We start from the raw sequence: 26,236 nt of genomic DNA, 5'->3' as shown, positions 1-26,236 counted from the left end.
TTTAACGTATACATGAAAGATTTACAGGAAAGTAGAAAAGAAATTGATTCAATTGATAGCGAGATTGTAAGCTTATTTGAAAGACGAATGGAAGTCTGTAAAGACGTTGCTGAATACAAATTAAGAACAGGTAAGGCTGTTCTTGACAGACAAAGAGAATTAGACAAAATTAAAACATTAAAAAACAAAGCCTCAAGTGATTTTTATGCTCATGGTGTGGAAGAATTGTTTGAACAGATAATGGCAATGAGCAGAAAGATGCAGTATAAGCTTCTAACAGAAGAAGGGGTAAATAACGACATTGGATTTGATATTGTTGATAAAATCCCAATGGATGGTGCAAAAGTCGTATATCAGGGAATTCCGGGCGCCTACAGCCAGCAGGCAGCTACAGAATACTTTGGAGATAAGGCTGAATACTTAAATGTAACATCTTTTAGAGAGGCAATGAAGTATGTAAGAGACGGCAAGGCTGATTACGCAGTTTTACCAATGGAAAATTCATCTGCAGGAATTGTAACAGATGTGTATGACTTGCTGGTTGAATTCTCTAATTATATTGTTGATACATTCGATGTAAAAATAGAGCATTGTCTTTGTGGTTTAAAAGGTTCAAGAATAGAGGATATTCATGAGGTATATTCTCATCCACAGGCTTTTATGCAAAGTAATAAATTTATTGAGGAACATGGTTTTGGAAAAGTAAATCTTGCTAATACAGCAATTAGTGCAAGATATATTTCAGAACAGAATGACAAGACAAGAGCGTGTATAGCAAGTGCTAATGCAGCAGAAATTTATGGACTTGAAATATTACATAGAGGAATTAATTTCAATGATACAAATACAACAAAGTTCATTATCATAAGTAGAGAGAGAATGGCAAGAGTTAATGCTGATTTAATATGTATCAGTTTTGAGATGCCACATGAAAGCGGTACTTTATATCAGATGTTGTCTCATATTATTTACAATGACTTAAATATGACACGTATAGAATCAAGACCTGTACCTGAGAAGAAGTGGGAATACAGATTCTACGTTGAATTTGAGGGAAAAGCAAATCAGGCAGGAGCAATTAATGCTTTAAGCGGTATTAATGCAGAAGCCCTTAATATGAAAATATTAGGAAATTACTAGAAAAATTAATATCCTATTGCGTGGCTATATGAAAAAAAGGGGTTGCATTTTTGCAACCCTTTTTCATATGTGATTTTATTCTATTGTAACTACTTTCTGCAGTGATAAACATAAAGCAGTTAATGTTAGTCCTGATATCTAATATCTTCAATGCCAGCCTTGATTTCCAAAAACTTAAGTATGTCTTCATAAACTTCCGAAGCGTTCTTTTCATTAAATACTTCATGTCGCATACCTTTGTATACTTTAGAAAAAGTATTAGGAAAGCCACAATGCTTAAAGTGTAAAACAGCCTTCTTGAAAGCTTTGTCCCCTTGTCTGCAAGGATCATTCTCACCTGAAACAAACATTACAGGAAGATCACGATTTTTCTTGGACCAACCAAGTTTGCTGTATACTGTTTGAATCAAACTAAACAGTGCATAGTAACCATTTAAAGTAAAGGTCACGCCACATAACGGATCCTTGTTGTATTCTTCAACAACATCTCTATCTGAACAAATCCATGCATTTACGATGCCCTCTTTCATAAAAGGTTTTTCAAAAGGTCCATTAACCATTTTCTCAATCATTGGACTTCTGTAATTCCAGCCTCTAAAAAGAGCCATAAATCGAACTAGTCGTTTGCCAAAGCCGGCAAGCTGATTATCAGAAGGAGAACCACTTAAAACGACGGCATTCACTTCGTTAGAAAACTTTTTCAAATAAGCTCTTACAATAAGAGAACCCATGCTGTGTCCTACAATAATAAGTGGAAGATTAGGATATTCTCTTTTTAGAAACATTGTAAACTGATGAACGTCTTCGACAAGTCCTTTGTAGCCCTCGTGACCAAAGTAGCCCAAGTCATCAGTGGTTAAAATATTTTCACCATGCCCTTTTATGTCGGAAATGGCACAAATAAAACCACAATTACTAAAATACTGTAAAGTTTTTTCGTAACGTTTTCGCGTTTCACACATACCATGTACAAATTCAATTATACCAAGAGGTTCAATACCCTCCGGTGGAAAAGTAATAGTAGTTGGTCGCATATTACTCACCTCGCAATTAGTCGTTTATATCCATTCCCTCAGTTGTGTAAACAGTTCTCTTTCTAGCCATTTCGTCATTTTCAAGATATTCGTCATAAGTTGTAATCTTGTCAATAAGCTTGCCGTTTACAATTTCCATAATACGGTTTGCAGTTGTCTGAACAACCTGATGATCTCTTGATGAGAATAAAAGTACACCAGGAAACTTAATAAGGCCTGTGTTAAGGGCTGTAATACTTTCCATGTCTAAATGGTCAGTAGGTTCGTCAATAACTAAAACGTTAGCACCGCTAATCATAAGTTTTGAAAGCATAACCCTAACTTTTTCACCACCTGAAAGAACCTTAACTTTTTTAACACCATCATCACCTGCAAAAAGCATTCTACCAAGGAAACCACGAACGTATGTGGCATCTTTGATTTCTGAATACTGTGTAAGCCAGTCAACGATTACATCGTCACAGTCAAAATCTTTTGTGTTGTCTTTAGGGAAGTATGACTGACTTGTTGTGATACCCCATTTGTAATCACCTTCATCAGGTTCCATCTGTCCCATAATAATCTGAAATAATGTTGTTTTTGCAAGTCCGTTTGAACCAACGAAAGCAACTTTGTCTTCTCTACCGATTGTAAATGAAACATCATCTAAAACCTTAACACCGTCTATAGTTTTTGATAAATGTTCAACAGTTAAAACTTCGTTACCGATTTCTCTTGCAGGTCTGAAATCAATGTAAGGGTACTTTCTGCTTGAAGGCTTAATGTCATCAAGTTCGATTTTTTCTAAAGCACGCTTTCTTGAAGTAGCCTGTTTTGATTTAGAAGCATTGGCGCTAAATCTCTGGATAAAGTCCTGTAATTCCTTGATTTTTTCTTCTTTCTTTCTGTTAGCTTCTTTCATCTGTTTAACAATTAACTGACTTGATTCGTACCAGAAATCGTAGTTACCGGCATAAAGCTGAATCTTTGCATAGTCAATATCAGCAATCTGGGTACAAACTTTATTTAAGAAATATCTGTCATGAGATACAACGATTACTGTGTTTTCAAAATTGATTAGGAATTCTTCAAGCCAGGCAATTGCATCTAAATCCAAGTGGTTAGTAGGTTCGTCTAAAAGAAGAATGTCAGGGTTACCAAATAATGCCTGAGCTAAAAGAACCTTAACCTTTAATGTGCCGTTTAAATCTTTCATCTGGCTGTAGTGATATTCAGTATCTACTCCTAAACCATTTAAAAGAGTAGCAGCATCAGCTTCAGCGTTCCAGCCGTCCATATCGGCAAATTCAGCTTCAAGTTCTGATGCCTTAATGCCATCTTCATCAGAAAAATCTTCCTTCATGTAGATTGCATCTTTTTCTTTCATGATTTCGTAAAGACGGGCATTACCCATAATTACTGTATCAAGAACAGTGTATTCATCATACTGGAAGTGGTCCTGCTTTAAGAAAGAAAGACGTTCACCAGGTGTGATAATAACTTCACCGCTTGTAGGTTCAATCTCCCCTGTTAATATTTTTAAAAATGTTGATTTTCCGGCACCGTTAGCACCAATAAGTCCGTAGCAGTGACCTGGAACAAATTTAATATTTACATCTTCAAATAATGCTTTTTTGCCAAAACGTAAAGAAATATTACTTGTACTTATCATTTATAAATCTCCTTATTTTTATACATGTTTTAGGTAAATGCAAAAGAATAACGGATTTTTGACCGCAAAAATCCCGTAAACTTTTGCTGATTGCTCATCAAAGTATATCAGTTTTTAGGAATTAAAGCAATCTAGGAAAGGGAAAAATTACCTTATAATATGGGAAAAATAATTAAAAACAGTTTTATGTTTTTATAAACGGGTAAATATGTTATTATATGTCAGTAGGAGGCGAGGACATGAATAAGAAGAGACTGATTAGTTTGTTGTTAGTTTCAACACTTACAATTACAAGTGTATGTGGCTGTTCTTCAACAAAAGAAAAGACTACAAAAAAAGATAATACAGCAAAAACCAAGGCTGAAACTACTGTAGGACTTGATCCTGCAAAAGATTCAAGCTGGCCAAGAAGTTTTAGTATAAATGAAGGTTCAAAGGAATCTGATAATGGAACATATATTGAACAGTTAAAAATAAACGGAAGAAGACTTTACTTAAAAGGAAAGTTTGGCGTAATTGATGCCATGGACGGTCAGGTGTCAACAAGAGAAGAAGCGGATATTGAAATATCAAAGTCCTGTTCTTTTTATGATCAGAGATTAGATGGTGATGGCTCAATGACATTTAAAGAATTTAAAGAACATATTGCAGATAGCGGTTACACAGCCCCTGATAATTACATGATAACAATAGATCGGGGAAAAGTTTATTTGATACAGTTATTTGATTAGAATGATTCTGTTACAATGGCGGAAGTTAGAAACAGGGAGAGGGACCTGTAATAGAGATTGGTTTTTTTGAAACCAGATTAATTTAAGCATAAAATAAGACAAGTTACAGACATGAAAGGACGACAACATGGACAAGTTAGGCAACATAAAAGTATATAGGGGAAATCCGTTAATAATGGGTGCTACGGTAATGGGTGACAATGTTAATTTTGCAATTACTGCAAAGTATGGTAGCAAGTGCGAAGTAATATTGTACAGGAAAGGTGAAGACAGGGAAGCTTTTCGAATCCCATTTGAAAATGCACAGGTTATTGGAAGTGTTTATGCCATGTGTGTAACAGGACTTGATTATAAGAAATATGATTATAACTTTTGTGTTAATGATGAGATAATTGTAGACAAATACGCGAAGGCTTTATCAGAAAAAAAGCAATGGGGAGAAAAGAGCAAAAATCTTAGGGCAGGAATTGTTTCAAATGAATATGATTGGCAGGGGGATGCCCCTTTGAATATTCCTTTTGATGAGACAATTTTGTATCGTCTACATGTTAGAGGCTTTACAAAGCATGTTAGCTCAAAAGTAAAACATAAGGGAACTTATTTAGGTATTGTAGATAAGATTCCTTATTTCAAAGAACTTGGAATTACAATGATTGAGCTTATGCCAGCATATGACTTTAATGAAATAAAATCAAGACCTGCAACTTCAATGAAAGGCCAGTTCTCAATTGAGGAGCCAAAGCTAAACTATTGGGGATATACTGATGGTTTTATTTTTGCACCAAAAGCGGCTTACGCTTATTCTAATGCCATTGGTGGAGAAGTAGAAGAATTTAAGTATATGGTTAGGGAATTACACAAAAATGGAATTGAGATTTCCATGGAATTTTTCTTTCCTGAGCAGACTAACCCTAAGGAAATTTTAGACTGTCTTCATTATTGGGTAATGGAATACCACATTGACGGAATTCATGTGAACCTTGAAAGTGCAGTGATGCGAATGGTTCAAACAGATAATTTGCTATGCACAACGAAAATATTTACTTATAGCTTTGCGACAGATACAGATTTTTACAATAGTGCAACGGAAGTAAGAAATCTGGCTAATTTTAATGATGATTTTATGATTGCCACACGAAGATTTATAAAAGGTGATGAAGACATGCTTTCAACCATTGCCTATAAGGTGAAGGCAAATCCACCGGCAGTGGCAATTGTAAATTATGTGGCAAATCATAATACATTTACATTATATGATTCTGTATCTTATGACAGAAAATATAATCAGCCAAATGGTGAAAACAACAGAGACGGTGCTGTCTATAATTACAGTTGGAACTGTGGGGCTGAGGGAGATACAAGAAAACGTAAAATAATGGACTTAAGAAAAAAGCAGATTAAGAATGCTTTAAGTTTGGTATTTTTAAGTCAGGGTGTGCCTATGCTTTATGCAGGTGATGAAATGTGCAATTCTCAAAAGGGAAACAATAATCCATATTGTCTGGATAATGAAATTTCGTGGACTAATTGGAATAAAACAGCAATGGCAAAGGAAATATTTGAATTTACAAAGAATATAATTAAATTTAGAAAAGAACATAAAGTGTTACATCTAAAAAATGAAACAAGACAGATGGATTATAAATCCTACGGTTTACCGGATATGTCTTATCATGGAACAAAGGCGTGGTACGGAGACTTCAGTCATTTTAACAGACATTTTTCAACTATGTACTGTGGAAAATATGCAATGGATGAAACAGGAAGTGATGAAGCTGACGTGTACATTGCATACAATATGTATTGGGAAGAGCAAAGTTTTGGAATTCCTTCAGCACGAAATAAAAGGAAATGGAAGGTTGCTTTTTCAACCAGCCCTAATCAGAAAAGTGAAGAGGTGGGCAGAACATTTAATGTACCGGGAAGGAGCATAACGGTTTTGATTGCAAAACCTGAATAATATGTTAAAAGAATTAAACGAAAAAGGAATTGGTAAATATATTAATCTTGAAAAATGGGGATTAAGCACATTTGAATTAAAGATTTTAGCAATCCTTGCAATGTTTATTGACCATTTTTCAATTATTTTTTTAGAAAACAATAATAATACATTGTATTTAACGGGCCGTGCCATTGGAAGAATTTGTTTCCCAATAATATGTTTTGTTTTGGTTGAAGGATTTTTCCATACAAAAGACAGAATGAAACATGGAATTATTTTAGGCATATTCGCGTTATTATCAGAGGTTCCTTATGATTTAATGTATGGTTCATTATGGGACCTTGCAAGACAAAACGTGTTAATAACTTTGTTTATCGGTTATATGATGATATGGATGCTTGATTCAATTTCAAAGTTCAGAATTTCATATCCTGACAAAGTGTTACAAAAAATCGGAGTGGCAAGACTAAATACTTTGATTGAATTAGTAGTTATGTTGGTAGGATTTGCCATGGCATATTTTATTAATTGCTCATATTCCTATGCAGGGATAATGATAATTCTTTGCTTTTATGTTTTTAGAAAACATCACATAAGTCAGGGGATTGTAAATATTGTTTTTAATATGGGCATGTATCCATTGTCAATTCAGTGGTTTGGGGCATTAAGTATTATTCCTATTGAATTATACAATGACACACCGGGAAAACATAAATGGAAATATTTCTTTTATTTATTTTATCCATTACATATAGTGATTTTGGTAGGTATAAAAATATTTTTAATAAAATGATTACCTTTTATATAATTTTTTATCTTTCTATAGTTTTTAGTTTTTGTATACTTAAATTAGCTTTGAGCGGAAAATTTTTAGGAGGGTAAATTATGATATCAAAGTTAATTAAGAAAACAACAACATTTGTAGTTTCAGCAGCCATGGTTTTTTCGACAATTACATTTGCAATGCCTGAAAAAACAGTTAAGGCTTCTCCAACTACAGGCTCTACATTAGTATGGAGCGATGAATTCAATGGGAATTCCATTGATACTTCAAAATGGGGATTTGAAATAGGAACAGGTTCAAATGGATGGGGAAACAACGAACAGCAATATTATACTAACAGATCGGACAATGCTTATGTTGCTGACGGTGCCTTACACATTAGAGCAAAAAAAGAGTCTTACGGTGGAAAGAATTATACATCTGCAAGACTTAATACAAATGGGAAATTTACATTTACATATGGCTATGTAGAAGCAAGACTTGCATTACCATCTAATCAGGGAATTTGGCCTGCTTTTTGGATGCTTGGTGCAAATATTGGTAGCGTAGGTTGGCCATCATGTGGTGAAATCGACATTATGGAAGCAATTAATGCTGAAAATAAAACATATGGTACATGTCATTGGAACGCAAACGGACATGCTGAATACGGTAAGCCAACAGGTAATTTTGATATAACACAGTATCACACATATGGTTTACAGTGGGATAATGAGTATATCAGATTCTTTGTTGATGGAAATAAATTCTACGAAATGTCAATTGCAAACAATGTAGGCGATACAGAAGAATTCCACAGACCATTTTATTTATTATTAAATGTGGCAGTTGGAGGAAATTGGCCTGGCTTCTCAATTAATGACAGTGCATTTCCACAGGAAATGAAGGTTGACTATGTTCGTGTATATCAGGACAATCCTTCATACAATAGTTCATCATCAAACAATGTAGATAAGAGCAATGGTAGCAGTGCAGGAAGTAGTGGTAATACAGGAAATACAGGAAATACAGGAAACAGCGGCAATAATGGTTCATCTTCAAATACGCCGGCAAGTGGTATGGGAATGAATTATGCTGGTGACAGTTCTGCAACAGCTTATGTAAATGATTCAAAGTGGACAGACATTCATTATTCAGTAAATGGTGGTGGACAGCAGAACGTAAGAATGACTCAGTCAGGAGATAAAGCAACTTACACAGTTAATGGCTTGAAGTCAGGGGACACAGTTAAATACTGGTTTACATACTGCAATACTTCAGGCTATGTAAAAGACACAGCAAGTTATTCATATACACATAAAGGTAACAGTTCTTCAGGTGGTTCATCAAGTGGTAGTTCTTCATCAGGAAGTACATCAGGAACAGTAAACACTGCATCAGGTGATGTAACAATTTATCAGGATGCAAATTATGGTGGTAAAAGCACATCATTAGGCGTTGGAAGTTACAATCTTGCATCACTTATTGCAAAAGGCTTTAAGAATGATGATATGTCATCATTAAAGGTTCCATTTGGTTATAAGGTAACAATTTATCAGGATGACAATTTTAGTGGAAAGTCAAAGGTAATTACAAGCGATGCAAGTTACATTGGAAATGACTGGAATGACCAGTTGTCATCTGTTAAGGTTGAAAAAGCAAGATATAAAATTATCAACAGACACAGTGGCCTTTGTCTTGATGTTGCAGGAGCAAACAAAGCAAGTGGTACAAATGTACAACAGTGTCAGGCAAATGGAAACGTAGCCCAGGAATGGGAAATTGATTTTAATAAAGATGATTCAACATACATTCTTAAGAGTGCATTAACAGGAAAAGCACTTGATATGGGGGGCTGGTCACAGGATAATGGTGGTAATGCCATAATCTGGGATAACAATAAAACTAATAACCAGAGATGGTATATTACAATGGTTGATGGAGAATATTCATTCCTCATTAACAAACACAGTAACAAATCATTAGAAGTTGCTGGTTGGTCAACATCAAATGGTGGTAATGTACAGCAGTGGGATTATTTTGCTCAGGCAAATCAGCAGTGGAAGTTTGTTTTAGCTAATTAAATACATCTAAAAAGCTTAAAGGCTTAAAAAGTAAAAACAAAAATACCTCTAAAGTAGACAGATAGAATTGGAAAGTCTGTTACTTTAGAGGTATTTTTATGTAAATGAGTGTGGTATATTATTAGCTAAAGATTTATTTTTTTGGGGGAAGAACATATTAATTTAAAAGTATTCAGTAAAAATTAAGAATAGATTAATTAAAGGTTTACTAGGGAGAAAATTAAGAAAATTATTAGCTAAAATTAATTTGAGAGAAAATTATAAACTAAAATTTATTCGGGAGAAAATGAAAATGAAGATAAAACCAGCATATACGTTAAAAGGATATAAGAAAGAAAATTTAATAAAAGATATATTTACAGGAATCATTATAATGGCTGTGTCTATTCCAATATCCATGGGATATGCACAGATAGCGGGCTTGCCGGCAGTATATGGTTTGTATGGCTCGGTTTTCCCAATTATAATTTTTGCACTTTTTTCAACATCACCACAGTTTATTTTCGGAGTTGATGCAGCTCCGGCGGCGTTGGTAGGTGCAGCTCTTCTTAGTATGAATATTCAGGGCAGTACAAAAGAAGCAATGGAAGTAGTTCCTATAATTACTTTTTTAGTGGCAGTTTGGCTGTTGGCTTTTTATTTTATGAAAGCAGGAAAATTTGTAAATTATATTTCGGCCCCTGTTATGGGTGGTTTTATTACAGGAATATGTACAACAATTATTTTAATGCAGGTTCCTAAAATTATGGGTGGCACATCAGGTACGGGAGAGCTTCCTGAATTGGTGGAACATATTATTGATACAGGAAAAGATATTAATATGCCTTCGATTTATATTGGAATCGTGGCACTTATTATTTTACTTGTTTCTAAAAAGATTATGTCAAAATTTCCTATGGCGGTTGTACTTATGGTCATAGGTGTTATAATGACAAAATTTATTCCGTTACAACAATGGGGTGTAAAAACTCTTGATAGTGTTGCACTGGGACTTCCAAGTTGGAAGGTTCCTGATTTTGGAGCATATCCTATGACTGATTTGGTTATGATAAGTCTTTCTGTGGCAGTTGTTATTATAGCTGAAACGCTTTTGGCTGAAAATAGTTTTGCACAAAAGAATGGTTATAGAATAAATGATAATCAGGAAATACTTGCCTTTGCCCTTGGAAATTTTGTGGCAGCGTTTACAGGTTGTTGCCCTATAAATGGCTCAGTTTCAAGAACTGCAATGGGAGAGCAGTATCAGGGAAAAACACAATTAACGGGAATTGTGGCAGGTTTCTCCATGATGCTGCTTCTTTTGGTAGGTACAGGCTTTATTGGATATTTGCCGGTGCCAATTCTTACGGCAATAGTAATTTCTGCATTAATCGGCGCAACAGAGTTTGATTTGGCTGTCAGACTTTGGCAGGTAAGCCGTACGGAATGTTTTATTTTTATAGGCGCCTTTATGGGGGTGCTTATGCTTGGAACAATTAATGGTGTTTTAATTGGAATAATTCTTTCATTTACTGAAATGATTATCAGAACGGCAAAGCCGGCTACATGTTTTCTTGGCATACAACCGGGCCATAAGCATTTTAGAGATTTGAATGAGGGACGTCACATACATGCCATACAGGGTGTGGTTATTTACAGATTTAGCAGTAATTTGTTTTTTGCTAACATACAAACATTGCAAAGAGACATTGAAGATGCCATTAAAGAAGATACAAAGGCTGTAATTATTGATGCAAGTGCTGTGGGTAGCATTGACATAACAGCAGCCGACAGATTGGAAATTTTATATAAATCTCTTCAGGAGAAGGGGATTCGCTTTTATATGACTGAACATATTTCAGGTGTTAATGAACAGTTAAGAAAATTAGGTCTTGGTTATTTAATTGAAAATGGAAATGTTAGAAGAACAATTCATGTAGCGTTAAAAGACATGGGAATTAATAGACCTTATCCCTTAGAAGGAGATGTAGAAAATGAGCAACTTACACCTTCAAGAAAACGAGTAGACAACAGGGTTCAGGAATTTGTTTGGGCATTTGGTAAGGAAAGTGAAAAAGAAATCGAAAATCAAATAATGCTACAGATAGACCAACTAAAGAAATCAGGAGATGTGGAAAATCTTTTCCATGGACGCTGGTCCCACATGGATGCTTTTGACGAGGACGAATGGTTGGAGCATCTTGAAGAACACTTAAAAGAGATTGTAAATATTTCAGGCAAAGACGAAAAAGATATTGCTAAGCGACTTGAAGAACATAGAAGAGAAATTCACAATCGTATACACAAGGAGCATCCTGAACTTGCAGAACGCTTTGTAGAACGCAGACATATACTAGATGAGCATTTGCAGAAACGACATCCGGAAGTGTATGATTTGATTGTAAGTATAAGGGAAAAATAAGAAGTGTATGATTTGATTGTAAACATTAGAGAAAAATAAGAAGTGTAGTTGTTTTTTTCAATAGATTTGATGATTTGACTCTTATGCTTGCAAAAGATTCCAGCGATTTCCACCCCTTTAGTCATGTTATAGAGCATAGGGGTGGAAAAAGTGAGCTTGATGAACTTATGCTTGCAAAAGATTCTGGCAGTTTCCACCCCTTTAGTCATGTTATAGAGCATAGGGGTGGAAAAAGTGAGCTTGATGAACTTATGCTTGCAAAAGATTCTGGCAGTTTCCACCCCTTTAGTCATGTTATAGAGCATAGGGGTGGAAAAAGTGAGCTTGATGAACTTGTGCTTGCAAAAGATTCTGGCAGTTTCCACCCCTTCGGTTATGTAATAGCACATAGGGGTGTAAAAACAGAGTTTGATGAGCTTGTGTTTGAAAAAGATTCTGGCAGTTTCCACCCCCTCGGTTATGTAATAGCACATAGGGGTGTAAAAACAGCATTTGATGGACTTATGCTTATAAATGATTGCAGAAAAATCCACCCCTTTAGTTCTGTGAGAACATAAAGGGGTGGAAAAAGTGTATTTGATTAGTTTCATTTACAAAATTTGTCGAAAATAGATTAACTTTGTGGATAAACCAAATGCTCATCTGTAATATCTTCAAGAACTTCTGTGTAGAATTTGTTACACAAATACTTTGCCATATTAAGATTCATGTCTAAGTAGTTACCGCAATCCTTAGCACATGCGCCTGGCACTTCGCCTTCAAAGTTTCTCATAAAGTCGAACATTTCTTTCATTAAATCAACAATATCTTTTGATTCGTAATCTCCGGCCAAAACTAAATAGAAACCTGTTCTGCATCCCATTGGTCCAAAGTAAATTGTTTTGTTAGAAAATTCCTTATGGTTTCTTAAAAATGTAGCGCCTAAATGCTCTATAGTGTGAACTTCCGCAGTATTCATAACCGGCTCAAAGTTAGGTCGTGTCATTCTAATATCAAAAGTTGTAATAGTATTCTCACCAACTTTGTCTTTTCTTGAAACATATACTCCGGGTAATAGTTTCAAATGGTCTATTGTAAAACTTGCAATTTTTTCCATAGTATGCCTCCTGATAAATAATAAATTTCTAGAAATATATTAAATAATTGTATGGGAAAAATCAACAAAAAGATAGCGTGATAAGTTTCTAAAATTATATTGAAATATTTTGACGAAATATATTATTGATAAAATAGAATATGGCAACCCAAAGCTTATATAGAATCATAAAGCACTATCATATAACATAAAATATATATTGTTTTGATGCTGTTTTGATGCTTATTTGATGTAAACATTTGGTATATCAATAACAATTAATATATTATGGAGGTTTTAAAGATGAAAAGGATTCTCATAGGCTTAGTTCTAACAACTATATCAATCATTTTGATTGCATGTAAAAATGATGGTGTACAACAGAAAAGTACAACAGTAAAAAAGCAAGTGATAACAGTGACTGAAAATAGTAGTATTACATCGGATGCTACAAATACTAAAGAAAACCACAATTCAATGCATAAAGACAACAGCAACACAAGGGAAACAACATGTACAGATAATAGTCAAACAATAAAATCAGCATATTCTGATGAACAAATTGATGAAGCAAAAAAAGTCGCAATAAACTATTATAAAAATTTCCCACATAAGTTGAGAAACTTGAAGTTTAAAAAAGTCGAAGGCAAAAAAGTAATGTTTCAAATATACGATGAAACTAATCAGGCTACCAGAGCAATATATTTGAAATTACAAAATGGTAAATGGAAAGTTACTAATGAGGGATATTAATTTGAATATGCTGGCTTAGTTTTAGTTTACGATTGTATCGGTGAATTAATGAGTTTTGAGTAAAATAAAATTGGCAACCAAAATCAAATATAAAATTGTAAAGGGTTGCCAAATTCCTAAAAATATCGACACAATACTAGATATTATAAGAATATTGTTTACGTTATGATGTCTGTATAGTAGAATTATGAATATAAAATGGTGTAAAATAATTATTTAGGAGAAAATTTTATGAAAAAGAAAAAAGCATATTTAATCATAGTGATTGTTATATTATTGGCAATACTATTGGGATTTATCTATATGTACGTTCAGAGAAAAAATACTGTAGCTCAAATTAAAAAAGTAGTTTTGAATTGTACACAAAATAAAGTTGATGCTAGGTTTATAAATAACAGTGCCGGAGAGAAGATTTATAGCACAATACAAAATAATTGGAGCGAAGCAGGTGGAATAAAACTAAAAAAAATGGAGTGTGATATTGAAAACGAAAACTGGGGCAAAAATTATATTTGCGTAGTTGTACGTTACAAAGGAACATTAAAGAATGGAAAAAATGCTGAAGATTGTGAATATTACAAAGTGCATTTCGAAAAGAATAGTAACGGCATATATATTGATAAAGTGGGTGTGTCTGTAGGCGAGAAAGGTATTTATATCTATTAGGAAATAGTTGATACAGAAAATAATTAATAAACAACATATAAAACAGTAAATTATTGAATGTTGATTATAGTAAAAAGTGCTAGACGAATATTATACAAGGTATTATACTAATTTCAAAGAAAGTGTTCAACTTAACAAGTTTACTTCTTGCGGGAGTTGGGGCATTGCCGCCCAGCACTTTCTTTTTTTGATATAATTCGGAATGTTAACTAAGAATAATTACATTAAATTTAAATAAATGCACCCAATATAATGTATAGAAAAGATAATACAAATTAAATATAGAGAAAATAATAGATTTTGTAAAAAAATTTACAATAAAATATAACTGAAAGAGTGTGATTCATGTAATAAAATTCAAACCACAAATATTATCCAAAATACAAACATCAAATCTACAAGAAAATATAACTAAAACAGTACAATTCATGTAATAAAATACATTAGTAGGAACAAAAAATATCAGTTACGATCAATGCTAAATAGGAACAAAAATAGCAATGATTCCAAAATATTTGCAAGTAGGAATACAGATAACAAAAAGCGAATAGTACAAATACAGGAGAAATTGCACAAATGCCTAAAATAAAGGATATATTGTGCAAAATATATAAGAAAGTATAGAGAGTAGAAAATGGAAGATAACAAGAACAACATAAGTGAAAAGAACATAAATACAGACAAATATGAAAAAACTCAGAACAATACAAATCAAGATAGTCAGACAAAAGAAAACAATATACTAAATAGCCAGCAACAAGATAACAATATTCAGGATAAAACACACAAGCGTCGTGTAAGGTACAAGGGAACTCATCCTAGAACTTTTGCGGAAAAGTACAAGGAGCACAATCCTGAAAAATACAAGGATACAATTGAAAAAGTAATTAGCAAGGGTAGCACACCTGCGGGAATGCATATTTCTATTATGGTTCAGGAAATTCTTGATTTTCTTGAAATAAAACCGGGACAAAAAGGGCTTGATGCAACTTTAGGCTATGGTGGGCATACGTCAAAAATGTTGGAGAGGCTAGAAGGAAAAGGGCATGTGTACGGACTTGACATTGATCCTATTGAAATAGAAAAAACTAAAAAAAGGCTAAAAGACAAAGGCTTTGGGGAAGATATTTTTACAGGTGTAAATATTAACTTTAAGGATATTGATAAGGTAGCAGAAAAGTATGGAAAATTTGATTTTGTTTTAGCTGACTTAGGAGTATCGTCAATGCAAATTGATAATCCGGAAAGAGGCTTTACTTACAAATATGAAGGACCGCTTGATTTAAGGCTGAATCCAAATCAGGGAATTTCTGCAGCAGAAAGGATTAATACAATTTCAATGGATGAATTGGAAGGTATGCTTATTGAAAATTCAGACGAACCTTATGCTTACGAAATTGCAAAAACAGTTGTTGAAGAAAGAAGAAAAAAGAAAATCGAAACAACAACTCAGTTAAAAGATATTATTGAGAAGGCTTTGATTTACCTACCTAAAAAAGAAAGGGAGGAAGCTGTCAAGAAAAGTTGCGCAAGAACATTTCAGGCACTTAGAATTGATGTTAATAATGAATTTGAAGTTTTATATGATTTTCTGGAAAAATTGCCGGAGGTTTTGGCACCAAATGGTAGAGTAGCAGTACTCACATTCCATTCAGGAGAAGACAGATTGGTGAAAAAGTCATTTAAGGCTCTAAAAAAACAAGGTATTTACAGTGATGTGGCAAGAGATGTAATAAGACCGGGAAAGGCTGAATGCAACAGAAACCCAAGAGCCAAGTCGACAAAAATGCGCTGGGCAATTAAGAAGTAAAGGTTATAAAAGTATTAATATATTCTATATTTGACGTTTAAATATTTAAAACTTAATTTGCGAACATTGTAATATCATAATATGGAAAAATAATTTGCAGGTAAAAAGCTTTGTAATTGCAGTAATTAAAGAACTGGTTCCGTACTTTTTTCTATACAATTTATTACAAAAGTGATACAATACAATGGTATGTTAAATAATGGACAAACAATATTATTCAAGGAGAAAAAATATGCTAGGAGATAAGAAAGTTTCATATAGTGCCATGCAGTCAACAGGCACACTTACATTAGGAAATTATTTAGGAGCTCTTGACAACTGGTTAAAGATGCAGGAAGAATATGAGTGCTTTTATGCAATTGCAGATTTACATTCATTAACTGTAAGACAGAATCCTGCAGAACTTCGAAAGAGAGCAAGAGATTTATATACATTATATATTGCAGCAGGATTAGATCCTGAGAAGAACTGTATTTACTTCCAATCACATGTATCTGCACATGCAGAGCTTGCATGGATTTTAGATTGCTTCACATACATGGGTGAACTTAACCGTATGACACAGTTCAAGGACAAGGCTGCAAAGCATGCTGACAATATTAATGCAGGATTATTTACATATCCGTCACTTATGGCAGCAGATATTTTATTGTATCAGGCAGATGTTGTTCCTGTAGGTGTTGACCAGAAGCAGCACTTAGAGTTGACAAGAGATATTGCTACAAGATTTAATGGAATTTACGGTGATGTATTTACAATTCCTGAACCATACATTGGAAAGTCAACAGCAAAAATTATGAGCCTTCAGGATCCATCAAGAAAAATGTCAAAATCAGACGAGAATCCAAATGCAAGTATTTTGCTTATGGATGATCCTGACACAATTATCAGAAAGTTCAAGAGAGCTGTTACAGATTCAGATATGGAAATCAGATATTCTGATGACAAGCCTGGAATTCAGAACTTAATTAACATTTATTCATGTATTACAGGAAAGACTATTGAAGAAGTTGAAAAAGAATTTGACGGAAAAGGTTATGGCGAGTTTAAGTTAGCAGTAGGTGAATCAGTTGCAGACAGACTTAAACCATTACAGGACAGATTCTATGAAATTCAGAAAGACAAAGCATATCTTAATGGTGTTATAAAAGAAAATGACGAAAAGGCTGCATATTTTGCAAACAAAACATTAAGAAAAGTTCAGAAGAAAGTCGGACTTACAGAAAAAATCAGATAATGATAAAAAATATATTATTAGATTTAGATGATACAATTTTAGATTTTAAAAAGTGCGAGCATGTAGCATTGGATAAGGCTTTAACAGTTCTTGGAGTGCCACATGATGAAAGTACTATTAAGCTTTATAGCAAGATAAATGATCTTCATTGGAAAAAGTTGGAAACAGGAGAACTGACAAGAAATCAGGTACTTTTAGGCAGATTTGAGATGCTGTTTGAGAAGATAGGTGTTCAGTGTTCAGGGCAAAAAGCTTGGGAAACATACGAAGAAATGTTAAGTAATCAGTATTTCTTTGTGACTGGAGCAGTAGAGCTGTTGGAAAATTTAAAAGACAAATATGATTTATACATAGTTTCCAACGGAACCGCTTCAGTTCAGGATAGAAGAATAGCCGGAGCCCACTTAGAAAGATATTTTAAGAAAATATTTATTTCGCAAAGAGTTGGAATAAACAAGCCGGACATTAGATTTTTTGAAAGATGTTTTGCTGAGATTCCTAATCTAAATAAAGATGAAACAATTATCGTGGGCGACAGCTTAAGTTCAGACATACAGGGTGGAACAAATGCAGGTATTAAAACATGCTGGTACAATCCACATAATCTAACCACACCTGACAATATGAAAATCAATTATGTTATAGGCAACTTAGAAGAATTGTATGATGTTCTAAAAAAAGAAAAATAAAGAATTATTTCCTAGTGGAATGTTTTATACGTAATAGGAATTTCAGAGAAATTTTATATTACTTACATAAAAAACATTAAGTATTTATTGAATGACCAAAAGTTAAATTGGTAATAAAAATTAAACTTGTAATATAAGTTTAACTTGAAACATAACAGTTTAAAGGTTGATTCAAAGAAATACTTAATGTTTTTTTGTTTTTAAATTGCTTAAAAATTTATCTGCAAAAACAATAATAGTATTAACCGCCAGAAATATAACGGTAATTACCACAATGTAGAGTAAACACTTTCTCATACCCAAATAGTCATAATTTAGGAAAAAGTATGGGTATTTAGGTACATTTCTAAATTCTTCCGGTGTGTTACAGGCACATCTTGTAAAAAATGCGAAAATATATACTAATGGGAAAGCAAGCCAACTGAAAATATAACTCCATTTAAATAATCCCTTGGGCTGGAATATAAGCCAGTCAAAAACAAACATAAACGGCACAATATAGTGGGCGATGATGCTTTCCACAGGCAATCCAAGAGGTGTCATAGTGTCCTGTTGCAATACTATTTTATGTTCTGAAAAATGATAAATTAAAAATGTACATGTAATGCAGGACAGTGCCATGCCCTTAAAATAAATTAAAAGAGTAGAGCGGGTATTCTTTTTTGTAAAATGTTTAATTAAAAGAACACTCATAAATACAGCACAGAAAATATTGCTCCACAATGTAAAGAAACTAAATTCGTGAACATTAACATCCCTGTCATTAATGTCAAAATGTATGGCGATTCCTGTAATTGATATGATTATAAATAAAATTCTGTAAATTAACTCAAATCTTTTTTTCATAAAACAAACACTCCTGATAATAATATTATTACCAGGAGTATGAAAAAAACATTTGTAAAATATTTCATTGTTAATTGCGTGTTTTAAAATCTCAAACACTTTTATAGATTAAAAAACATGTTTGAGTAATATATTAAAAAATCTAATATATTTAAACTATTATATTTAAATTATTATATTTAATCTAATATATTCAAATTATTATATTGTTGTAGTTTTTACGATTACAGATTTTACATAACTATAGTTTGCGTATTAACATTTGTGTATGAACAAATTAAGTTCCCAAATAAGAGAAATGCATGTAGTCTTTTCTGTTGCCCCAAAAGCCTCTTTCAAAGCCATACTTATTTAAAATTTTTACAAGCGGGCATTTTAGTGGAATTGAATATTTGCTTTTTTTAGGTTTCCAAAAAGAACCTGCTAAAATCTGACCGTTGTCAATCATATAGTTTTCATTTGAATTAATATCAAAGGCTGTGCCGATACAGTGTTCAGAGGCTGAGCCGTTTCCACGCCAGTTGTAGCAACCAATGTCGTGAATAGGAAAACGTTCTTTTGTTTTGTAAATTTCTTTAAACATTTTTTTTACAGAAGGTGCCAGTCCCTTGTTCACCGTAACATAAAAATGTCTTGTATATTTTTTGCCAACTGTTGTTCTGTCCCAAACCTTAATTCTAACTGTTTTCATATTTTTACTTGCAATTTTTGAAGTTTTGTACCAGGCAGTTTTACTGTTGCCAAACAGTCTTTGTATACGACTGTCATAAGGTTCATTTTCAAAAGAGTAGTAGTTACAGTATTTTTCATAATAGCCGGGTTCAACGCTTAGAAGCATTTTTCCGGAAACTGTTTTATAGCTGTAAACCTTGTAATAATAGGCTTTGCCGTTTTTTACTTTTTTATGAGTGTAGTGTAATTTGTTGTTACCCTTTAAGGTGGCAAGCTTTTTGTATTTGCCATTGTATTTTGTTGAATAATAAATTACATAACCGTTACCATCTGAAATTTTCTTCCAGTAAAGAGTGTTGGTCTTTGGTTTTTTTGAATATGTAGTAGTAATTTTTGCACTGTCAGTTCGAACCTGGGCATATTTTACTGTAGAAAAATTACTGTAATATTTTACATTGTCATAAGTTACATAAGCACGTATTTTATAGTAATAGGTTTTACCAACTGTAAGTTTTTTATTTGTGTAACTGTAAGGTGCCATATAGTAATCAAAAGAGGTAGTTTTTACGGTTTTTATTAATGAATAACTTCCATTTGAAGTGGTGCTTCTGTAAACTTCGTAGCCTTGTGAGTCCTTTGTCCCGTTCCAGCTAAGTGTTATGCCATGAGACTTAACGGCAGTTGCTGTTTTTAATGTTGGTACAGCAAGAGGTGTAAAAACATCTTCTACGAAAGTTGCCTCGCTTGTTTGCAAATTATCATTTTCATCGAAATATACTGTCTCGATTTTATAAAAATAATGCACGCCGGCACTGAAATTATAATCAGTATAATAAGGGAAATAGCTTTGTGACAATAACTGATAGTCGCCGTCCTTAGAAGTGGCTCTGTAAATATTAAAGTAGTAGTAATCATCATCACTAACATGCCATCGTAGTTCAACTGAGTCTGCAGTCTTATTTACATTGTCAATAACTGGCTGATAGTTTGTGGATAATGTGTCAGCAAAAACATTACCATTAAAAATAAAAGCAATATTAAATAGTAATGCGACAATGAAAAGCCCGACTAAACTATATTGTTTCTTTTTCATTTTCATATCTCCTTGTAAAATATTTTAGGCATAAACATACCCTGTCTACAAGTTTACCATAAAAGATGATTTTATAATAGAAAATAATATTTTATAACAGAAAATCATTTGAAGAAAGAAAATAAATATTGTATAATATATTGGTTAAAGTGGCTTTTTGCGTTCTGACGTTGGAAAGCTTAGACTTACTTAATGGAAAAGAGATATTATGATTTTAAAAACTAATCAATTGGACATAGATACATATTTAAAGTTAAGAGAAAAAGTAAACTGGAAGAAATTGACCAAAACTCAGGCAGAAGCAGCAATAAAGGGGAGTCTTTATACAGTAGTGGCTTATGAAGATAATGAGCCTGTAGGCATGGGAAGAATTGTAGGTGACGGGGCAGTAATCTGCTATATACAGGACCTTATAGTTGTTCCTGAATGTCAGAAAAAAGGCATGGGACATGCAATTATTACTAAGCTTATTGATTATGTAAAGGAAATAAAGTTAAGTGACACAGAGATAATGCTTGATTTAATGTGTGCAAGAGGCAGAGAAAACTTTTATAAGAAGGAAGGCTTTATTTCAAGACCTAATGATAAGTTAGGCCCGGGAATGATTATGTACATAAAATAGAATTTTGGAAGGAGTAAGATTATGAATATTTACTTAATAAGACACGGCAGACAAAACAGTACATTATGTAATGTAGATGTGGAACTTTCAAAAGAAGGTAGAGAGCAGGCAGATTTATTAGGAAAAAGACTTGCAGAAAATGATTATGGCATAGAAGCTGTTTATTCAAGTCAGCTTATTAGAGCAAAAGAGACAGCAGATATAATTAATTCTCATTTGAATAAAAAGAGAGTAATAGATGAAAGATGGCAGGAAGCAAACTTTGGCGGTATGACAGGACTTGAGAATTCTGTTATTAAAGAAAAATATCAGGATTTTCTTTCTAAGAGAGTCTTAATGGAAGAAGATTTGCCATATCCTGACGGTGGTGAAAACTGTGAAATGGTGTTTAACAGAGTAATGGAAGCACTAAAGGATTTAACAAAGGAACCATACGAAAATGTATGCGTTGTAACTCATGGTGGAGTTCTAAGAGCTTTGCTTACAGGAATTCTGGGAGCTGATTATTGTAAATGGCTTACATACGGAAGACAAATTGAAAATAGCAGTATCACTCACATTATGTATGATGAAAAAATGAAAACTTTCCATATTGAAAGATTTAATGACTTTGCACATTTGGAAGGAAAAGATTATTTAATGAGAAAGCATTTTGGAACAGGTTTTTTCAGAATGCAGAAAGATAAATAAATTTAAGACAGGGAGTTTTTTATGGCTAATAATTATGATGGAAATAGTATAGCGGTACTTGAAGGACTTGAACCGGTAAGAAAAAGACCGGGAATGTATATTGGTAGCGTAGGTACTAAAGGACTTAATCATCTTATATATGAAATAGTAGACAATTCGGTGGATGAACATTTGGCAGGGTACTGTTCTGAAATTACAGTAACTTTGGAAAAAGACGGTTCGGCTACAATTAAAGATAATGGACGAGGCATACCGGTTGACTTAAATGAGCAGACAGGTAGGCCGGCAGTGGAAGTTGTTTTTACAACCCTTCATGCAGGTGGTAAATTTGGTGATAGTAACTACAAGATTTCAGGTGGCCTCCATGGTGTAGGCTCATCAGTTGTTAATGCTTTATCACTTTGGCTGGAAGTTAATGTAAAAAGAGACGGAAAAGTTTACAACCAAAGATATGAACAGGGTAAGATTTGCTACGACTTAAAGGAAGTTGGAAAATGCAGAAAAAATGATACAGGTACAACTGTTAGCTTTTTCCCTGATGGAGAAATTTTTGAAAAAACATATTTTAAGGCAGATGCAATTAAAAGCCGTCTCCATGAAACAGCATACCTTAATCCTAATCTGACAATTATTTTTGAAAATAAAAGAGTAGGGGAAGAGGAGACAGTAACATTTTCTGAACCTGACGGAATTAAGGCTTTTATAGCTGACATGACTAAGGACAAGGAAAAAGTAACAGACATTATTTATTTTAAAGATGATATTGAGGGCATTGAACTTGAGATTGCTTTTCAGTATATAAATGAATTTACAGAAAATATTTCAGGTTTCTGTAATAACATTTACACCCAGGAAGGCGGTACACACATAACAGGTTTCAAGTCAGTTTTAACACAGACAATTAATCAGTACGCAAGAGAACTTGGTGTGTTAAAAGAGAAGGATTCAAACTTTACAGGGGCAGATGTTAGAAATGGTTTAGTGGCTGTTGTGGCATGTAAGCATCCTGATCCAAGATTTGAAGGGCAGACAAAAACAAAATTGGACAATCCTGACGCTGAAAAAGCAACAAAGAGCATCGCAGGAGAACAGCTTGTTTTATTTTTTGATAAAAATATTGAGACTTTGAAAAATGTAATTAGCTGCGCTGAAAAATCTGCAAAAATCAGAAAGTCAGAAGAGAAAGCAAAAACAAACATGCTTTCAAAAAGTAGATTTTCCATTGACAGTAATGGTAAACTTGCAAACTGCGAAAGCAGAAAACCTGAAAAATGTGAGATATTCATAGTGGAGGGAGATTCTGCGGGTGGTTCAGCCAAGACAGCAAGAGACAGAAAGACACAGGCAATTATGCCAATTCGAGGAAAAATATTAAATGTTGAAAAAGCATCAATAGATAAGGTACTGGCAAATGCAGAAATTAAAACAATGATAAATGCTTTCGGATGTGGTTTTTCAGAAGGCTATGGAAATGATTTTGACATTGAAAAATTAAAATTCCACAAAATTATTATTATGACTGATGCGGACGTTGACGGTTCTCATATTGATACATTATTACTTACATTTTTCTATAGATTTATGCCTGAATTAATTAATCACGGTCACGTATATATTGCAACACCACCTCTTTACAAGGTTGTTCCAAAAAGAGGAGAAGGTGAATATTTGTATGATGACAAGGCATTGGAAAAATACAGAAAGACTCACAAAGGTTTTACACTTCAACGTTACAAAGGTTTAGGTGAAATGGATCCTGACCAGTTATGGGAGACTACGCTTAATCCTGAAACAAGAATTTTAAAACAGGTAGAAATAGAGGACGCAAGACTTGCTTCTGATGTAACAAGTATGTTAATGGGAAGTGAAGTAGGTCCAAGAAGAGAATTTATTTATAATCATGCAAAAGACGCTGATTTAGATATTTAGGGAGATATTAATGGCAGAACAAATTATAAAAACAGAATATTCTGAGGTAATGCAGAAAAGTTATATTGATTATGCGATGAGCGTTATTTGTGCCAGAGCACTTCCGGATGCAAGAGACGGATTAAAGCCGGTACAAAGACGTGTACTTTATGCAATGGATCAGTTAGGCTTATCTCATGATAAACCACATAGAAAATCAGCCCGTATCGTAGGTGATACAATGGGTAAATATCATCCACATGGTGATAGTTCAATTTATGAAACTTTAGTAGTTTTGGCACAGCAGTTCAAAAAAGGAATGGCGTTAGTTGACGGTCATGGAAATTTTGGCTCAATTGAAGGTGACGGAGCCGCTGCAATGCGTTATACTGAAGCTAAACTACAGAAATTTACAGAAGATGTTTATTTGGCAGACTTAAATAAAGATGTTGTAGATTTCGTACCAAACTTTGATGAAACAGAAAAAGAACCACAGGTACTTCCTGTACGTGTACCAAATCTTTTGGTAAATGGTGCAGAAGGTATTGCCGTAGGTATGACAACAAATATTCCTACTCATAATTTAGGGGAAGTTGTGGATGCGGTTATTGCTTACATGGACAAGAACAGCATTACAACAGAAGAATTAATGAAGATAATTCCCGGCCCGGATTTTCCCACAGGAGGAATTGTTGCCAACAAGTCTGATTTGCCTAAAATTTATGAAACAGGTACAGGTAAAATCAAGCTTCGTGGAAAAGTAGAATTTGAAAAAGGCAAAGGCAGAGAAAAAGACAAGTTAGTTATTACTGAAATTCCATACACAATGATTGGTACAGGAATAAGCAAGTTTATTTCAGACGTAATTGACCTTGTTGAAACAAAGAAAACAAATGATATTGTTGATATTTCCAACGCATCAAATAAAGATGGTATTAGGATTGTTTTAGAGTTGAAAAAGGGAGCAGATGTTGAAAAATTAACAAACATGCTCTATAAGAAAACTAAACTTGAAGATACATTTGGAGTTAATATGTTAGCCATTGCAGAGGGTAGACCGGAAGTAATGGGCCTTAAACAGATTGTTAAATACAGTGTTGATTTTCAGTATGAACTTGCCACAAGAAAATATACAACTCTTTTAAATAAGGCTTTAGAACAGAAAGAAGTTAAGGAAGGTCTTATTAAGGCAACTAACATTATTGATTTAATAATTGAAATAATCAGAGGTTGTCAAAGCCAGAAACAGGTTAAGGACTGTCTTGTAAACGGTAATACTGAAGGCATTAAATTTAAGAATCCTGAGTCAGCTTTATTAGCAGGCAATTTATGTTTTACAGAACGTCAGGCCCAGGCAATTTTGGACTTAAGACTTGCCAAGTTAATCGGTCTTGAAATTATGGCTCTTCAAAAAGAATACGAAGAACTTGTAAACCAGATTGCTGATTACGAAGAAATTCTTAACAGTAAAAGAGCCATGACAAATGCCATCAAGAAGGATTTAAGAGCCATTAAAAAGGAATACAACAGACCACGTAGAACTCTTATTGAAGATGGAAAAGAAGCTGTGTTTGATGAAAACGCATTTGTTGAACAGGAAGTTGTATTTGTTCAGGACAAGTTCGGTTATGCCAAACTTTTAGAGCCGGCAGCATTTGATAGAAATATTGAAAGTGTTACAGCCAATAACAAATATTACTTTAACTGTATGAACACAGATACAATTTGTATTTTTACAGATAACGGCAATGTTCATCAGATTAAGGTACAGAATATTCCAACAAAGAAAGTAAGAGAAAAAGGTGTCCCAATTGACAATTTAGGCAATTACAGTAGTCAGGGGGAAAACATAATTGCATTAATGTCTTTTGATATGATTAAAGATAAGAAACTTTTATTTACAACTAAAAACGGAATGATAAAGCTTGTTGATGGTAGCGAGTTTGAGACTAACAGAAAAACAGTAGCAGCCACAAAGCTTGGAAAAGATGATGAGTTAGTATCAGTAGTCATTACAAGAGTTTCAGAGAAGGAAGTTGTGGAAGACACTGAAATGCCTATTGCATTATCAGGTGGTTCAGATGATTTTGAAATGCTTGATTATGAGCAAATGGAATTTACCAATATGGATACTGACAATCATCAGGAGAAAGAATTACAGTATACAAGAGAAATCTTAGTTTTACAGACAAACGACGGTATATTCTTAAGATTCCCAATTAAGGAAGTACCTGAATTGAAGAAGGCAACACTTGGTGTTAAGGGTATTAAACTTAATGCAGAAGACTTTGTTACACACGTATATCTTTTGGATATTGGCGATAATGAAGTTGTTGAATATAAAGGAAAACAGGTGGAACTTAGAAAACTCAAAATTGGAAAGCGCGGTACTAAAGGTGTAAAAGTTCGCAGATAATGAGACTTTGAAG

The 26,236-nt window shown here is 33.6% G+C and carries 21 protein-coding genes; 16 read left to right on the top strand and 5 right to left on the bottom strand.

Features of this window, described 5'->3' with window-relative positions; all coding sequences use genetic code 11:
* The first annotated feature begins 12 nt into the window (after window positions 1-12).
* Window positions 13-1,140 (top strand): bifunctional chorismate mutase/prephenate dehydratase, encoded by a 1,128-nt coding sequence (locus ACZM4J_RS01360; protein ID WP_022165449.1) that lies wholly within the window; start codon window positions 13-15, stop codon window positions 1,138-1,140.
* A 125-nt stretch (window positions 1,141-1,265) separates the two neighbouring features.
* Here ACZM4J_RS01360 and ACZM4J_RS01355 read toward each other — a convergent pair whose 3' ends face one another.
* Both ACZM4J_RS01355 and ACZM4J_RS01350 read right to left on the bottom strand, forming a co-directional pair.
* Window positions 1,266-2,174, bottom strand: a complete 909-nt coding sequence (locus tag ACZM4J_RS01355) for an alpha/beta fold hydrolase (protein ID WP_022165450.1) — start codon at window positions 2,172-2,174, stop codon at window positions 1,266-1,268.
* Window positions 2,175-2,190: 16 nt separating this feature from the next.
* Window positions 2,191-3,825: an ABC-F family ATP-binding cassette domain-containing protein gene (locus ACZM4J_RS01350; protein WP_022165451.1), complete on the bottom strand. Its 1,635-nt coding sequence runs from the start codon at window positions 3,823-3,825 to the stop codon at window positions 2,191-2,193.
* 239 nt (window positions 3,826-4,064) lie between these two features.
* On the opposite strand from ACZM4J_RS01350, the gene ACZM4J_RS01345 reads away from it, so the two are divergent.
* The 6 genes from ACZM4J_RS01345 to ACZM4J_RS01320 all read left to right on the top strand — a co-directional run bounded on the left by ACZM4J_RS01345 (window position 4,065) and on the right by ACZM4J_RS01320 (window position 12,303).
* Window positions 4,065-4,556: a hypothetical protein gene (locus ACZM4J_RS01345; RefSeq protein ID WP_022165452.1), complete on the top strand. Its 492-nt coding sequence runs from the start codon at window positions 4,065-4,067 to the stop codon at window positions 4,554-4,556.
* A gap of 127 nt (window positions 4,557-4,683) precedes the next feature.
* Window positions 4,684-6,516 (top strand): glycogen debranching protein, encoded by a 1,833-nt coding sequence (locus ACZM4J_RS01340; RefSeq protein WP_022165453.1) that lies wholly within the window; start codon window positions 4,684-4,686, stop codon window positions 6,514-6,516.
* A 1-nt stretch (window position 6,517) separates the two neighbouring features.
* Window positions 6,518-7,291 carry a TraX family protein gene (locus ACZM4J_RS01335; protein ID WP_022165454.1) on the top strand — a complete coding sequence of 258 codons (774 nt, stop codon included), beginning with the start codon at window positions 6,518-6,520 and terminating at the stop codon, window positions 7,289-7,291.
* Between the two features lie 92 nt (window positions 7,292-7,383).
* Window positions 7,384-9,345 carry an RICIN domain-containing protein gene (locus tag ACZM4J_RS01330; RefSeq protein ID WP_022165455.1) on the top strand — a complete coding sequence of 654 codons (1,962 nt, stop codon included), beginning with the start codon at window positions 7,384-7,386 and terminating at the stop codon, window positions 9,343-9,345.
* Between the two features lie 292 nt (window positions 9,346-9,637).
* Complete coding sequence (locus tag ACZM4J_RS01325; RefSeq protein WP_489485472.1) at window positions 9,638-11,746, top strand: SulP family inorganic anion transporter; 2,109 nt, start codon at window positions 9,638-9,640, stop codon at window positions 11,744-11,746.
* An 83-nt stretch (window positions 11,747-11,829) separates the two neighbouring features.
* On the top strand, window positions 11,830-12,303 hold the full coding sequence (locus ACZM4J_RS01320) for a hypothetical protein (protein WP_428244804.1): 474 nt from the start codon (window positions 11,830-11,832) through the stop codon (window positions 12,301-12,303).
* A gap of 56 nt (window positions 12,304-12,359) precedes the next feature.
* Here ACZM4J_RS01320 and ACZM4J_RS01315 read toward each other — a convergent pair whose 3' ends face one another.
* Complete coding sequence (locus tag ACZM4J_RS01315) at window positions 12,360-12,842, bottom strand: S-ribosylhomocysteine lyase (protein WP_022164562.1); 483 nt, start codon at window positions 12,840-12,842, stop codon at window positions 12,360-12,362.
* A gap of 282 nt (window positions 12,843-13,124) precedes the next feature.
* Here ACZM4J_RS01315 and ACZM4J_RS01310 point away from each other — a divergent pair, with 282 nt between their 5' ends.
* The 5 genes from ACZM4J_RS01310 (at window position 13,125) to ACZM4J_RS01290 (ending at window position 17,976) form a co-directional block, all read left to right on the top strand.
* Window positions 13,125-13,574 carry a hypothetical protein gene (locus ACZM4J_RS01310; RefSeq protein WP_178061821.1) on the top strand — a complete coding sequence of 150 codons (450 nt, stop codon included), beginning with the start codon at window positions 13,125-13,127 and terminating at the stop codon, window positions 13,572-13,574.
* Between the two features lie 231 nt (window positions 13,575-13,805).
* Entirely contained in the window at window positions 13,806-14,240 is a 435-nt protein-coding gene (locus tag ACZM4J_RS01305; protein WP_022165279.1) for a hypothetical protein, read from the top strand.
* Window positions 14,241-14,874: 634 nt separating this feature from the next.
* Window positions 14,875-16,050, top strand: a complete 1,176-nt coding sequence (rsmH, locus tag ACZM4J_RS01300; RefSeq protein WP_428244803.1) for a 16S rRNA (cytosine(1402)-N(4))-methyltransferase RsmH — start codon at window positions 14,875-14,877, stop codon at window positions 16,048-16,050.
* 232 nt (window positions 16,051-16,282) lie between these two features.
* Window positions 16,283-17,287 carry a tryptophan--tRNA ligase gene (trpS, locus tag ACZM4J_RS01295; protein ID WP_117998847.1) on the top strand — a complete coding sequence of 335 codons (1,005 nt, stop codon included), beginning with the start codon at window positions 16,283-16,285 and terminating at the stop codon, window positions 17,285-17,287.
* Window positions 17,287-17,976, top strand: coding sequence for a YjjG family noncanonical pyrimidine nucleotidase (locus ACZM4J_RS01290; RefSeq protein ID WP_428244802.1), 690 nt, complete (start codon window positions 17,287-17,289; stop codon window positions 17,974-17,976). Before trpS ends, ACZM4J_RS01290 begins: the two co-directional genes overlap by 1 nt.
* A gap of 183 nt (window positions 17,977-18,159) precedes the next feature.
* Here ACZM4J_RS01290 and ACZM4J_RS01285 read toward each other — a convergent pair whose 3' ends face one another.
* Window positions 18,160-18,822 carry a Pr6Pr family membrane protein gene (locus ACZM4J_RS01285; RefSeq protein ID WP_428244801.1) on the bottom strand — a complete coding sequence of 221 codons (663 nt, stop codon included), beginning with the start codon at window positions 18,820-18,822 and terminating at the stop codon, window positions 18,160-18,162.
* A 277-nt stretch (window positions 18,823-19,099) separates the two neighbouring features.
* Window positions 19,100-20,587, bottom strand: a complete 1,488-nt coding sequence (locus tag ACZM4J_RS01280) for a M15 family metallopeptidase (protein ID WP_428244800.1) — start codon at window positions 20,585-20,587, stop codon at window positions 19,100-19,102.
* Window positions 20,588-20,795: 208 nt separating this feature from the next.
* On the opposite strand from ACZM4J_RS01280, the gene ACZM4J_RS01275 reads away from it, so the two are divergent.
* The 4 genes from ACZM4J_RS01275 to ACZM4J_RS01260 are packed head-to-tail and all read left to right on the top strand — an operon-like array spanning window position 20,796 to window position 26,223.
* The gene (locus tag ACZM4J_RS01275; RefSeq protein WP_302689924.1) at window positions 20,796-21,209 is read left to right on the top strand and encodes a GNAT family N-acetyltransferase; all 414 of its coding nucleotides are present in this window, start codon (window positions 20,796-20,798) and stop codon (window positions 21,207-21,209) included.
* Window positions 21,210-21,230: 21 nt separating this feature from the next.
* Window positions 21,231-21,899, top strand: a complete 669-nt coding sequence (locus tag ACZM4J_RS01270) for a histidine phosphatase family protein (protein ID WP_022165996.1) — start codon at window positions 21,231-21,233, stop codon at window positions 21,897-21,899.
* A gap of 21 nt (window positions 21,900-21,920) precedes the next feature.
* Window positions 21,921-23,828 carry a DNA gyrase/topoisomerase IV subunit B gene (locus ACZM4J_RS01265; RefSeq protein WP_302689926.1) on the top strand — a complete coding sequence of 636 codons (1,908 nt, stop codon included), beginning with the start codon at window positions 21,921-21,923 and terminating at the stop codon, window positions 23,826-23,828.
* A gap of 10 nt (window positions 23,829-23,838) precedes the next feature.
* The gene (locus ACZM4J_RS01260; protein ID WP_022165999.1) at window positions 23,839-26,223 is read left to right on the top strand and encodes a DNA gyrase/topoisomerase IV subunit A; all 2,385 of its coding nucleotides are present in this window, start codon (window positions 23,839-23,841) and stop codon (window positions 26,221-26,223) included.
* Window positions 26,224-26,236: the final 13 nt, after the last annotated feature.

The sequence above is a fragment of the Eubacterium sp. genome (assembly GCF_057858645.1).
Note: the sequence above shows the minus strand (reverse complement) of the source record. Positions and strands in the feature narration are given on the sequence as shown.

What these genes read in the sequence shown, in the direction of transcription:
- ACZM4J_RS01360 (WP_022165449.1), top strand. Translation starts at nt 13, where the DNA reads ATGAAAGATTTACAGGAAAGTAGAAAAGAAATTGATTCAATTGATAGC.
- ACZM4J_RS01355 (WP_022165450.1), bottom strand. Translation starts at nt 2,174, where the DNA reads ATGCGACCAACTACTATTACTTTTCCACCGGAGGGTATTGAACCTCTT.
- ACZM4J_RS01350 (WP_022165451.1), bottom strand. Translation starts at nt 3,825, where the DNA reads ATGATAAGTACAAGTAATATTTCTTTACGTTTTGGCAAAAAAGCATTA.
- ACZM4J_RS01345 (WP_022165452.1), top strand. Translation starts at nt 4,065, where the DNA reads ATGAATAAGAAGAGACTGATTAGTTTGTTGTTAGTTTCAACACTTACA.
- ACZM4J_RS01340 (WP_022165453.1), top strand. Translation starts at nt 4,684, where the DNA reads ATGGACAAGTTAGGCAACATAAAAGTATATAGGGGAAATCCGTTAATA.
- ACZM4J_RS01335 (WP_022165454.1), top strand. Translation starts at nt 6,518, where the DNA reads ATGTTAAAAGAATTAAACGAAAAAGGAATTGGTAAATATATTAATCTT.
- ACZM4J_RS01330 (WP_022165455.1), top strand. Translation starts at nt 7,384, where the DNA reads ATGATATCAAAGTTAATTAAGAAAACAACAACATTTGTAGTTTCAGCA.
- ACZM4J_RS01325 (WP_489485472.1), top strand. Translation starts at nt 9,638, where the DNA reads ATGAAGATAAAACCAGCATATACGTTAAAAGGATATAAGAAAGAAAAT.
- ACZM4J_RS01320 (WP_428244804.1), top strand. Translation starts at nt 11,830, where the DNA reads ATGCTTGCAAAAGATTCCAGCGATTTCCACCCCTTTAGTCATGTTATA.
- ACZM4J_RS01315 (WP_022164562.1), bottom strand. Translation starts at nt 12,842, where the DNA reads ATGGAAAAAATTGCAAGTTTTACAATAGACCATTTGAAACTATTACCC.
- ACZM4J_RS01310 (WP_178061821.1), top strand. Translation starts at nt 13,125, where the DNA reads ATGAAAAGGATTCTCATAGGCTTAGTTCTAACAACTATATCAATCATT.
- ACZM4J_RS01305 (WP_022165279.1), top strand. Translation starts at nt 13,806, where the DNA reads ATGAAAAAGAAAAAAGCATATTTAATCATAGTGATTGTTATATTATTG.
- rsmH (WP_428244803.1), top strand. Translation starts at nt 14,875, where the DNA reads ATGGAAGATAACAAGAACAACATAAGTGAAAAGAACATAAATACAGAC.
- trpS (WP_117998847.1), top strand. Translation starts at nt 16,283, where the DNA reads ATGCTAGGAGATAAGAAAGTTTCATATAGTGCCATGCAGTCAACAGGC.
- ACZM4J_RS01290 (WP_428244802.1), top strand. Translation starts at nt 17,287, where the DNA reads ATGATAAAAAATATATTATTAGATTTAGATGATACAATTTTAGATTTT.
- ACZM4J_RS01285 (WP_428244801.1), bottom strand. Translation starts at nt 18,822, where the DNA reads ATGAAAAAAAGATTTGAGTTAATTTACAGAATTTTATTTATAATCATA.
- ACZM4J_RS01280 (WP_428244800.1), bottom strand. Translation starts at nt 20,587, where the DNA reads ATGAAAAAGAAACAATATAGTTTAGTCGGGCTTTTCATTGTCGCATTA.
- ACZM4J_RS01275 (WP_302689924.1), top strand. Translation starts at nt 20,796, where the DNA reads ATGATTTTAAAAACTAATCAATTGGACATAGATACATATTTAAAGTTA.
- ACZM4J_RS01270 (WP_022165996.1), top strand. Translation starts at nt 21,231, where the DNA reads ATGAATATTTACTTAATAAGACACGGCAGACAAAACAGTACATTATGT.
- ACZM4J_RS01265 (WP_302689926.1), top strand. Translation starts at nt 21,921, where the DNA reads ATGGCTAATAATTATGATGGAAATAGTATAGCGGTACTTGAAGGACTT.
- ACZM4J_RS01260 (WP_022165999.1), top strand. Translation starts at nt 23,839, where the DNA reads ATGGCAGAACAAATTATAAAAACAGAATATTCTGAGGTAATGCAGAAA.